10 protein-coding genes are annotated in these 11,595 nt (G+C 64.3%); 7 read left to right on the top strand and 3 right to left on the bottom strand.

Features of this window, described 5'->3' with window-relative positions:
• Positions 1–244, top strand: a 244-nt coding sequence (locus HCZ97_RS17650; protein WP_254871591.1) for a LysR substrate-binding domain-containing protein, incomplete at its 5' end; no start/stop codon positions are given.
• A gap of 101 nt (positions 245–345) precedes the next feature.
• On the opposite strand, the gene HCZ97_RS20490 is transcribed toward HCZ97_RS17650, so the two are convergent.
• Positions 346–2,214 carry a DUF2207 domain-containing protein gene (locus tag HCZ97_RS20490; protein ID WP_167690433.1) on the bottom strand — a complete coding sequence of 623 codons (1,869 nt, stop codon included), beginning with the start codon at positions 2,212–2,214 and terminating at the stop codon, positions 346–348.
• A 101-nt stretch (positions 2,215–2,315) separates the two neighbouring features.
• Between HCZ97_RS20490 and HCZ97_RS17660 the strand changes: the two genes are divergently transcribed.
• From HCZ97_RS17660 to HCZ97_RS17685, 6 genes are all read left to right on the top strand, one after another.
• The gene (locus tag HCZ97_RS17660) at positions 2,316–4,448 is read left to right on the top strand and encodes a hypothetical protein (RefSeq protein WP_167690434.1); all 2,133 of its coding nucleotides are present in this window, start codon (positions 2,316–2,318) and stop codon (positions 4,446–4,448) included.
• Positions 4,445–5,818, top strand: a complete 1,374-nt coding sequence (locus HCZ97_RS17665) for a toxin-antitoxin system YwqK family antitoxin (protein ID WP_167690435.1) — start codon at positions 4,445–4,447, stop codon at positions 5,816–5,818. Before HCZ97_RS17660 ends, HCZ97_RS17665 begins: the two co-directional genes overlap by 4 nt.
• A complete protein-coding gene (locus HCZ97_RS17670; protein WP_167690436.1) occupies positions 5,815–6,318 on the top strand; it encodes a DUF805 domain-containing protein in 504 nt (167 codons plus the stop codon). The genes HCZ97_RS17665 and HCZ97_RS17670 overlap by 4 nt, the downstream gene beginning before the upstream one ends.
• 178 nt (positions 6,319–6,496) lie before the next feature.
• A complete protein-coding gene (locus HCZ97_RS17675; protein WP_217701819.1) occupies positions 6,497–6,667 on the top strand; it encodes a hypothetical protein in 171 nt (56 codons plus the stop codon).
• A gap of 17 nt (positions 6,668–6,684) precedes the next feature.
• Positions 6,685–8,229: a hypothetical protein gene (locus tag HCZ97_RS17680; protein ID WP_167690438.1), complete on the top strand. Its 1,545-nt coding sequence runs from the start codon at positions 6,685–6,687 to the stop codon at positions 8,227–8,229.
• A 220-nt stretch (positions 8,230–8,449) separates the two neighbouring features.
• Positions 8,450–9,094: a DUF998 domain-containing protein gene (locus tag HCZ97_RS17685; RefSeq protein WP_167690439.1), complete on the top strand. Its 645-nt coding sequence runs from the start codon at positions 8,450–8,452 to the stop codon at positions 9,092–9,094.
• Positions 9,095–9,540: 446 nt separating this feature from the next.
• On the opposite strand, the gene HCZ97_RS17690 is transcribed toward HCZ97_RS17685, so the two are convergent.
• Both HCZ97_RS17690 and HCZ97_RS17695 read right to left on the bottom strand, forming a co-directional pair.
• A complete protein-coding gene (locus HCZ97_RS17690; protein ID WP_167690440.1) occupies positions 9,541–10,749 on the bottom strand; it encodes a M20/M25/M40 family metallo-hydrolase in 1,209 nt (402 codons plus the stop codon).
• A gap of 29 nt (positions 10,750–10,778) precedes the next feature.
• Positions 10,779–11,396 (bottom strand): helix-turn-helix domain-containing protein, encoded by a 618-nt coding sequence (locus tag HCZ97_RS17695; protein WP_167690441.1) that lies wholly within the window; start codon positions 11,394–11,396, stop codon positions 10,779–10,781.
• Positions 11,397–11,595: the final 199 nt, after the last annotated feature.

Here is an 11,595-nt window from a genome sequence, read left to right on the forward strand (position 1 = left end):
CGACAATTCCGACACGGCCGCCGCCCTTGCACGGCAGGGTCTGGGCCTGATCCAGGCCCCGCGCTACCGGTTTGCAAGCGATCTGGCCTCTGGCGCGCTCGTCGAGGTGCTTGAGGCAACGCCCCCTGAACCGCTGCCCCTCAACGCAATCCATGCAGGAGAACGCACTGTCTCTCGCCGCTTGGAGGTCTTCCTGGAGTGGGTGAAAGAGCGGTTCTCTGTCTTGGATCGAACGCCCGGTTAGGGCACCTGGGCGAGGTGATCGGGTGGTTAACCCTCCCTCGAAGCCGTTGAACCAGTTTTCTTTTCCTGCCTTGACGCTGCGCGACGCGCGCGAAGGCCGGCTTACCAGCCTCCTCCGCCGCCGCCTCCTCCTCCGCCGCCGGAAAAGCCACCGCCGGAAAATCCGGAGGAGCCGGAGCCCGAGCCGGACGCGGTGCAGGCGTTGACGCTGCTCGTCATGGCCTCACACGCCGCCGAGATCCCGCCACCGAACGAGCCACCGCTTATATCCGTGCCGTGATACCAGGCCGGCATCCAGACATGGGCCGGCACAGGCCCGCGGGACATGGCGCGCGTGAGGGCGTCTTCGTAGGCCCCGGCGAATTCCTTTTCCACGCCAAGGGCGATGGCAAAGGGCAGAAAGGCTTCGAACCGGCGGCGGGTGTTGCGGCGGGAGCGGCCCTTGAGGCGGGACGCGGATAGGTAGCGGCGAAAACCCTCGATCTCGATCTTGTGGGCCCGACCGGTGGCAGTGGTCAGGCCGATGCGCGCAGCGAAGACGGCAAAGATCACCGGAAGGGCGATCAGCCCCGCCCCCGACAACAGGCCAAGCGCCCCTGCCAGCCCCCCCAGGATCAGCCACATGAGGCAGGAGATGCCCAAGGCGATGCCCACCATCAGCGCGACGTCCCGCAGGGTGCCACCGAACAACGCGGTCAGGAGCGGAATGGCAAGCGGAAGCGCCGGCATGACATGCATGAGCCAGGTCTGCCCGGCCAGCGCCTGCCACATGATGGCGAACGCCAGCCCATAGCCGACGACACCGGCCAGCATCATCCAGTTGGCATGCGAGATGTGGAAGGTTTCGCCGTGTTCGTCCCGCATCGCCGCACTGAACACATCCAGCAGGGCAAGGACAGCCTTGCGATTGTCGGGCGAAATGACCAGCGGCCCCTCCAGCCCGTCCAGATGCGCCAGGATCGCGGCCTCACCCACCGGCAGCGTGCCGTCATCGGCCTTCGCGGTCCGGGTGATCGTCCACGTTGTGTCGCTTTGCGAGATGACGACGAAACCCTTGACGCCCAGGTCGATCGTCGCCGCCACCATCGCGGAATTGGTCCCCCCGCCGTTCGCGCGGATGTACTGGGCCAGCGCAGGCGAGATCCCCTCGGGTGGAGTGCTGCGTTCGCTGATGCGGCCCAGCGGCGCGTCCTTGCCCTTGCGCCGCCAGATCAGCCAGAGCGCAGCGCCCAGCACCAGGGAGCCGAACAGGGCGATCATGTCAGCAGGACGGTCACGGAACGTGAAAAGGATGCGATCCATGACCGAGGGGCGGACCACGATGCCGGTGGGAAAGGCGATCGCCGTGGTCAGCCCCTCGTGCCAATCGAGCGCGCCGTCGGCCATGACATAGACGGTGCCGCCCCTGTCTTCGATCTGTTCGAAGGCGTTCTGTTCCCGCGATCCCAGGGGGCCGGTAAAGGTTTCCACGTCCGTGGCCACGGCCCCGTCGGGAAGGCGGATCCGGGCGGCGGCCATATCGATGCGGAAGTCCCAGGCATTGCCCGTGATGTTCCAGTAAAGCTCGTCATGATCGTCAAAGAACCGGACCTGCCGGTCCACGTCGTAGCGCAGGCGGAAACGGTGCTCGCCCCGGCTTACGACCGTATCCTCATCGCCCAGGTAGATACGGATCATCCCGTCCTGGCGCTGGATGCGGGTATTGACCGGTGCGCCGTCCATCGTGGCCTCGACCAGATCGAAGCCGCCCCAGCGGATGCCGTCCTTCGTCAGGGGCAGATCCCGGAAGATGCCGTGGCGGATACGCTGCCCTTCGGCCTGCACATCCAGCGTCTCGGTCACCTGCAGACCGCCGTCGCTCTCTATCGTGATTTCGCTGATGAAGCTGCGGATCCGTTCGGCGGCCTGCAGCGGTGCGGCGGACAGCAGGATGAGAAAAAGGGCGGAGAGGATACGGAACCAAGAATGCATGCCGCCATTCTAAAACCGGCAATATTCCGAGCACAACCAAGGAGTTGGGTTCACATCCGAAACCTGTCTGCTAGCTTCACGCCAAGTCACAGGGGGTACGCATGACATATCGAACACTCGGATTCGGCCCGATCCTTGCGATTTTCGCCAGTGCCGCGAGCGCGGAAACGGTGACCTTCGATCCACAGCCGGGCGCGGCGCGCACTTGGCGGATGGAGATGTCTGTTCGCCCCGGTCGTGAAGGTGAACCACCCGAATACAGCTATGCCACTCAGCGCATCTCGTCGCTGACCCGCATGGAAGTCGTCGATGAAGAGAGGCTGCACATCCTGCCGCTGTGGTTCCAGACCTCGGTCGCGGGCGAAACCCACGGCACCCAGGGGCCTCTGCCCGACAACATGCGGCAGACCATGGCGGATGGATTCGATGTCACGCTGGACGAAGGGGTCATTACGGATGTCATGCCGCACGGAACCGCCGATGTCCCGCAAGAGGTGATGACGGGGCTCAGCCAGCAGTATGGCGCCATCCTGCCCCCTGCCCGGCTTGAGGCCAGGGAGGGGTGGAGCACGACCATCGGGGATTTCTCGGGCGTGCCGGACGTGACGGTGACGGTGACCCATGTCACGGATGACAGCCTGTTCCTGCGGTATTCGGGCGATGATCCTTCGTTCCGGATCGCGGGACTTGCCGTGCTGGACCGGGCCGAGGGCTGGCTGCGCCGCGTGGTCATGACGACCGACCAGACGAGCGAGGACGGCACGACCCTGCGCACCACCCTGGCAATGGCGCCGCAGGATTACCCCTTCGCCCTCCATGCCGACTACACGTTCGATACCCCCGACTGGGAGACCATGCCCAACAGTTTCCCCACGACGGAGCCCCTACCCTCCGAGGCCGACATCTTCCCGCACGAAAGGGGCCGCGTGCGCATGGAGGACAACCTGCTGTCGCTGGACTTCACGCACCTCCACGAGATCTTGTCCAATACCGGCAGGCTGGTAGTCGACGCACCGCAAGTGTTCCGCGGCGACCGGCCGATGGACATGCCGATGCGGGCAACACCGTCGATCACCCTGCCGAACTACCACGAACAGGACGGCGATCCGTCCTTCACCTCCACCCTCCTGATCCCGACCGAGCAGAAGCAGATGCTGCCGGATGTGTTGGAGGCGACCGGGATCCGCGCGCAGGTGGCCTGGTATCCGGCGACGCCCTTCACGATGACGCTAACCCCAGATGACACTGGCCATGCCGAGGTGACGAAGAACGGTGCCACCGCAACGCTCTCTCCCACCGAGGAGGGCTTCGACCTGGTGCTGTCCGGGCAGCAGGACGACCGCTTCATGTGGGCCATCGACGGCGATACGGATGCGGGCAGCATGATCTTTGCCGCCGATCGCGGGCCGGACTGGCTGACGCCGGCTGAAAGCCTTGCGCGCCGCATCGCCTCTCCTGATTACAGTGGCATCCGTGTGGCGATCCGGACGGAGGCGTCCTCGCCCACACTTTCGGTGCGGGTGAACCGTCACCCCGACACGCCTGCCGCCACGCGCGACATGATGTTCGAGACTGATAACGGACGGCGCACGGACCCTGACCGCACCCCCGACAAGGTGCTTCTGTTCAAGGGCAACCCGCCCCCCCGCCTGGAAGATGTCCGCCCGGAGGGGCTGGATGTCGCCGCGCTGCACTTCCGCATGGGCACCCTTCAGGCCGCCCGCTGCTCTGCCGATTTCGCGCTGCCGCAAACGGACGCGGTCTTTGCCGAGGCCACCCCGAATTCCAATGGCTACGGCGGCGCCCGCCTGCTTCAGATGCAGACGCCCGATGGCATCCGCACGCATTTCTATGAGCGCGGCACGCAGGACGTGACCCTTACCTGCGACGCCACCGTGACCTGGGAGGAAACCGAGGTGCAGCCTGATCCCGACCGCCCGTGGCAGGTCAACTTCGAGGCGCTGGATATCTCGCCCGAGCTGACCTACGCGCAGCTGATGGACCAGATCCGCTTCGTGGACGCCCATGGCGACGCGCTTGCGCTGGTCACGCCTAACGGGCGGGGCTTGGCGCTGACTGACAGGATCAATTGGGCGATCTTCCCGGATGGCACGCTGCGGGTCGCGGGCAAGCCCGTCCGCATCCTGCGCGCCGTCAGCCGCCCCGATCCCTTCACCCGCAGCTTCACGGTCACCTTCCCAGACCTTCCCGTGCCGGAGGAGGCGCCGCAATGATCCGCACCACGGCCATTCTTCTCTGCCTTGCGACGCCCGCCTTTGCCCAGGTCGCAGATGGCGTGCAGAAGGACTTCTACGACGACGGCACGCTTGCGCGGGAAATCACGCGCAGCGATGGCGAACTGGATGGCCCCTGGCGGCTTTACTACCCCTCCGGGCAGCTGGAAGTGGAGCAATTCTATGTCGCCGGCCGCATGGATGGGGTCGAGCGGAAGTTCCACGAAAACGGCCAGCTTGCCTCGGAAATCCACTGGACCAGGGGTGAGCGAGACGGCGCATTCGAAAACTATGACCGCGACGGCAACCTGACCATGCAGGGCGCTTATGCCATGGGGGCCCCTGTCGGGCCGCATATCGAGTTCTGGCCATCCGGAGAACGGCGTGCCCTGCGGAATTTCGACAATGGACGCGAGGTGGGCCTGTCGCAGCGCTGGTCGCGCGCCGGCGCGCTGACCCGCGAGGCCGAGTACAGCGATGAGGGCGACTTCATCCGCGAACGGCGCTGGAAGGAGGGGACGCTAATCTCGCTGCGCGAACCCGTGCAGGTCGATGGCCATGGCACCGGCGAGAAGCTGACGGAATACGAGGGGAATGTCACCGAAACCGACATCCGGGCCGAGGGCTATCGCCTGACCACCCGCCACCGGGGGGACGAGCTGATCGACCGGTCCGAGTTGATCGACGGGCAGATGCAGGGCCGCTACATCAGCACGGACCCGATCCGGGGCGACGTGACCCGCGTCACCTATGTCGACAACAAGCCCGACGGTCTGTTCACCCGGACATGGAACGGCAAGGTATTGGACCGGGGCATGTATGACCACGGCAAGCGCGTCGGCCAATGGCGGCGAGAGGAGACGAGCCCCTTCGTGGAGCTGGAAAACTACGACGCCAAGGGTCGGCTGGACGGCGAACAGCGCACCTTGGGCCTGGAGGGAAAGCTGCGGATGCGCGTGACCTATATCGCCGGAACGCTGGACGGGCCGTACGAATCCTTCGGCCCCGAAGGCGAGGTCCTGGAGCTGGGACAATACGACATGGGCCAGAAGACCGGCCCGTGGCAGGAGATCGCGCGAAACCTGGAGGATCTCCACTCCGGCAGCTACGTCGAGGACAAGCGCGACGGCCGCTGGACCATCACCAACGCAGAAGGCCATCCGACCAAAATCCTCCACTACGACATGGGAGAGGAAGACGGGCTGCACTACCTTTTCGCCCCCGATGGCGCGGTGGACGAGGTTCAGGCATGGCGCGACGGCGTCCGTGACGGCTACACCACCTATTATCAGGACGGGCGCCCGATCCTACGCGATCTGTGGCAGGACGGAACGCTGACGCGAACCGACCTGACGGTGGACACCCAATGACCTTCGTTCAGGCCCTTCGCACCTGCCTGCGCAAGTTTTTCCGCTTCGGCGGGCGGGCATCCCGCGCGGAATATTGGTTCTTCGTCCTCGCCTTCGTCGTGGCGAACTGGGTGGCGGGAACGCTGGATTACATGTTCTTCGACGGGCGGCACCCCTTTGGCGTGTTCGTTGCCTGCATTGTCTTTCTGCCCATCACATCCGCCGGATGGCGGCGGCTGCACGATATAAACCGGCGCGGCTGGTGGCTGCTGTTGCCGGGCATGGCTTCGCTGATCTTCCTGGTCGGCGCCTTCGTCATTCGCGGCCTGACCGCGCAACCGATGGCCGAGATCCCCAGCGTCAGCAACTCCATGGGCTGGCTCTATACCCTCATGCTGGGGTTTCCGCTGGTGTCGTTTGTCTCGACGATCTGGCTGATCATTCAGCTGGCGCGACGGGGCGACCCGCACGAAAACCGTTTCGGTCCAGTGCCCCAGAGCAGCGAAGGGGATAGCGAATGACATATGCACCGACGACTGGCGCCCGGACCTGCCGCGGCGCAGCTGCCGTTGTACAGGATGGGCCCGCGCCTGCTCTTTTGCGCCTGTTCCGCGTTCCGGCATGATCCCCGTCGCACAAGGGGGGCTGACCCTTCTGCTTGTCGGTTGGCAGGGGCTTGCGCTAATTGGCCTCCTCGCGATGGCCCTTGCGCATAAGGGTGGGCAACGCCGCCCGTTCTTCCGTCGCCACCCGTTTCTCTATGGCCTGCTCTGGCTGATCGTCGCGCCGGTGGTGGCCGCCTACCTTCTGCTGACGCTGGCAGGGATGGCGGCACTTCTCTGGATGTGGATCAGCGGTGATTTCGGCTGAACATGAAAGGATATCAAATGCGCTCACTCGTCTTGATTGCCCCCCTGCTCTGGGCCGGCCCGGCCCTGGCGGACCCAGTGACATTCCAGCCTAACCCGGACAGCACGCGCAGTTACAGCCTGTCCGTGGGAGACGAGGCGCGCCCGATGGCCTTCGACGGGCTCTATGGCCGTTACCTGGACACCTATCTGGACGTGACGGCGACGGAGGACGGGGTTCACACGATCCCCACGCGCGTCGAGCTGCGGGAAGATGGAGAATACGTCAGCTCTTCCGCGCCTGGTCAGTGGTCGGAGGCTCTGACATCCCTGCAACGGGCGGGGTATGACACGGTGATTGCTTCTGACGACACGCGCCGCACCGTCACCAGCGCCGCGCCCGATGTCGAACAGGGCGCCGGCGACAAGGCCACGCTACTCCGCGCCGCCCTGTCCGATCCCTTCGCCATCCCCGCTTTTCCGATCACGGTCCAGGCTGAGGAAGGCTGGTCCACGACCCTGCCGGACCTTGGCGGCTATCAGAACGTCGAGGTTCGCGTGACGTCGTTGACAGATACAGAGGTGCGCGTTGCCTTCGCCGGCGGTGTCGGGCCGGAGAAGGCCCCCGATGCCGATGATCCCCGCCCCTGGCGCACGCGCGGCCACCGCATCGCCGGGCTTGCCGTTCTGGACCGCGCCGACGGATGGGTCATCCGCCAGGTGGTCACGCGGGAGACAACGCTTACGCTCGACGGCAGCAAGCTGCCCTCCCGCCGCACGACCGTTCTGACGCCGCTTGTCGACGGAGAGCAAAGCTTCGCCCCGGAAGGCAGCCGGTGGCCCCGCGACATCGACAAGGTGATGGCCCCCGCGGATCTGCCCCCCGCGACCGCCGATCAGGTTTTTGCAGGCGAGCCGACCTTCGAATTCTTCGGCGCGCCTGCCCTGCTGGCCATCCCTGCCGACATGAGCAGCTTCATTCAGGCAGGCAGGATGACAATCAACGACCTGCGTCTGTTCGATGAGGCCGCAGAACCGGTCGATATCCGCACCCATATCGGCACCGTCTATGCCCAACAGGACTTCGGGTACCCAGACCGCCTGCGCTCCGCCGCCCTTGTCACGCCGAATAAAATCGGCCCCGTCATGCTGGACCAGATGTCCCGCATGACGGCCGAGGTCGCCTGGTATCCCTTCATGACGCAGATCTTCGACATGGTGGCGGACGAGGACGGGCGTGCCTCGGTCGACAGCAACGGTGTGCAGGCGGAACTGCATCCCGGGGATCAACCCGGCACCTACATCCTGCGCTACAGCGGGCAGACGCATGATCTGATCACCTGGTCGGTGCCGGAGGAGATTTCGGGCCAGGCCGCGCTTTTTGCCCATGATCGCGGACCCGACTGGCTGTCACCCGAAGAAAGCCAGGTCCGCATGTTCGCAGCAGAGCACCCCGAAGGGCAGACCCTGGTCCTGCACACCGAAAGCGCCCCAACGGCCATCCGCCTTCGGCTGGACCGGCCAGCCGAAACGCCCGAGGTGCGTAAGGAAATCACCTTCGCGCCCCGCGAGTACGGCCGCTAATCTGCCTGGAAGGTGCCCTTGCGCATGAAAATACGGCTCGCTCCGGAGGCCCGGAGCGGGCCGTTCGCGAAGACACGCGCGGCAATGGCGGTGCTATTTTTCCCGGCTGGTTCGCGGCCTTGAAACGATTTCGATGGTGCCGCCGGTCGCGAAGGCCTTCGTTTACAAGTTCCGACCTCGAACTATGTGGTGAGTATACCCAACCCGAGGATGTGCCTGGATGCCGCCGACCGTCGCAACCGATGATCAGATGCCCCCCGAAATCGACGAGCAACCGCGACTTCTCAGGTTTCTCAGCCTCCTGGCCGTTTTCGGCTGCGTGGCGCTCACATGCTCCATCCTGATCGCGGACTTCGTGGTTCCTGACCATGACTGGATCGCGGACACCATCAGCGACCTGGGAGCCGGGCGCTACGAATTCATCGTCGATATCGGGCTTTACACCTTTTCCGCCGCCTTGATCGGCCTCGCCTTGTCAGCAGCGCATGTCCACCTCGGCGCATGGGACTGGAGCGTCGGAATCATCGCCCTCATCGTCTTCGGGCTCCTGGTGTTTCTCATCGGGGCCCGCAACGAGTACGGCGACAATGACAGTGATGGCTGGGTAATCCACGAATATCTGGTTTATGGACTGGGCGTCGCGATGACCGTCGCCTGCTTCGCCTTGGCGCGCGGCGCGGCACGGGCCAGCCCGCGCTACCGCAGGATCCTGATCGCCACCGGCATCGTCTGGGTCGTCTCGGCGCCCGTCTTCTTTTTCCTGCCCACGGACATCGACGGCATTTACGAACGCTACCTCGGCGCTGTGTCCTTCGTGCTGATCCTGTCGCTCGCACACCTCTTCTACCAACGCTCCAAGCCGTAGACAGCCGAAGCCTGCAAAGCGGCGCGCGGCAGACGATGCTTTGGCGTCCTACGATCCAGACCCAGGCAAACTCCGCGCGGTTCAGCGCCTGTTGGGCCATGCGAAGATGGATAGCACGGTGCGCTATCTAGGCGTCGTTCTCTAAGATGCCCTTTCCATCGCAGAGGCGATTGAAGTTCGAACGGAAGGACCGCCATGACGACGGGCGGCCCAAATCAGGCAATTGTCTTAGACCATATTGTCCGAGCGCGGCGCAGATATAGCTGCTGTTGTCGCTGCCCGCAGAGAGTATAACCGGACAATAGGACCGCGATTGACCCGCTCAAACCTTCACTCAGGAAGACGGGCCTCAGGCACCCCTGCCCTGTTTGTTCTCCGCCCGCTCGCTTTAATCCTCGCATGCCACTGAAAGAGTATCGCTATCAACAGCCGCGGGCCAAATCCGGTCAGTTTGCCTGACCGGCGGTCGCCACCAATGCTCGGAGTCCGGCACGAAGTCCGCGCAGGCTCAAGGCAGGTGATACGTCGATCCACTCATCCAGCCGATGCATACCGCCGCCAGCCCCTCCGTGAGAGAATTTGACCGCCGGGATGCCGAGTGACATCGGGATATTGGCGTCGGTTGAGGAACAGGTCAGCTCAGGCTCGAAGCCTTCGGCACGGATCGCGGCGATGCTGGCCTGCACGATGGGTGCGGTTTCCGGCGTTGCGCCGGCGGGGCGGTCGCCGAGGGTGACCAGCTCTGCGGTGATCGCGCCGTGCTCGGTACCGCAGCGCGCATTTTCCCGGGTCACCGCGGCGTCGACCAGAGCGCGCAGCTGGGCGTCCAGTTGTGCGAGTTCCTCCATGCCTTCCGAGCGCAGATCGACACCCAGCGAGACCTCTTCGGGGATCGAGTTGATCGTCGTTCCGCCGGCGAGCGTACTGGCACAGAAGGTCGTGCGCGGAGTGACCGGCGCCGAGATGTCGCCCATTCCGGACAGGACCGTGCCAAGCGCGATCGCCGGGTTCGGACGCCCAAAATCGTTGAGGCTATGACCGCCGGGCCCGCGCAGAACAACGCGGTAGCGCCGCGAACCGATGGCGCGGATCGTGAGATCCTCGGTACGGATGTCGTCGAATGTGAAGAAGCCCGCAATCCGGTCCTTCCAACGACTTTCGGTGCAGAGATGACGAATGCCGCGCAGATCACCCAGCCCTTCCTCTCCCACGTCTCCAACAAAGAGGATGTCATGCCCGGTGTCCACGCCGCCCGCATTCATCGCGCGCAGGAAGGCCAGGATCGCGGCAAGGCCCCGCGCATCATCGGCGATGCCCGGCGCTCGCAGAAGGGTGCCTTCGCGCCGCACCGTCAGATCGGTGTCCGCGGTAAACACCGTATCCAGATGCGCCGCGGCGACGATCACCGGGCCGCCTTCGGCACCGGTCCCGCGTCGCAGTGCGATGACATTGCCGACAGCGTCGATCTCGGGCTCCAGACCCTCGGCCTGCAGCATTTCGGCAAACACTTGGGCGCGAGCTGCCTCGTCGAAGGTGGGTGCCGGAATCTGCACGAGCTTCACGATATCCTCGACGAAGCGTTCATGCGCTGCATCAAGCGAATCCAGTGCCGCCTGCAGGGGGGCACTTTCGGCGACGGGGCCGGCATCTTTCATGGGTCTTGGGCCTTTCTCAGGGAATTAGGTCAGGATCCGACGACATCCTTCAATGCCTTCGAAATCTTGGTCGTGATCCACAGGATCTGCGCCGGCTCTTCCGAGACGGAATAGACGGCATGATCCATGGTGCTGTCGAAATAGGAGCTGTCGCCCGTTTTCATATGGGCCGGCGCGTAATGTTCGGTGTGCAGCACGACCTCGCCCGACAGCACGTAGAAGAACTCTTCGCCTGCATGGTTCGCCATCCTGCGAAAGTCCTCGATGCTGCGCGCATGCAGGGTCGTGAGAAGGGGCACGAAGGCGCGGTGGGCAAGATCCGCGCATAGCAGCTCATACTCGTAGTTGCCGCTACGGTGCCGCGGACCGGTCCCGGCGTGGGTGATCGCCCGCCGCCCGGTGACGCTGGGAGGCGTTTCGGAATGGAACAGGGCGGTCAGATCAACCCCCAGCCCCGCAGCGAGCCGCGTGAGCGTGTCATAGGTCGGAGAGGTCTGACCGTTTTCGATCTTCGACAAGGTGGAGATCGACACCCCACTTCGCCCCCCGAGGTCCGAAAGGGTGATCCCCTGCTCCTGACGGAGGCTTTGCACCTTGCTGCCGATCGGCTCCTGCCGTGTCGAACCCTTCTTCTGAACGTTCGCCATGTTGCTGCTGCCCCTTTCCGGTCTCCATCGAGGACCCCGCCTCACCTCCCTGATCTCTAAAGTTTTCCAAAAGGAAAATCAAAACCTCATCCAATTGATAAGATTCGCGGGGTCAGCTGGCATTGCGCACACTAATTGGGCAAAAAATCGGGGAATTCCATCCATATTTTGTGCAAAAACACGAAACTCAGGAAAATCT

It is taken from the genome of Pseudooceanicola sp. HF7 (assembly GCF_011806405.1).
Classification (GTDB): domain Bacteria; phylum Pseudomonadota; class Alphaproteobacteria; order Rhodobacterales; family Rhodobacteraceae; genus Pseudooceanicola.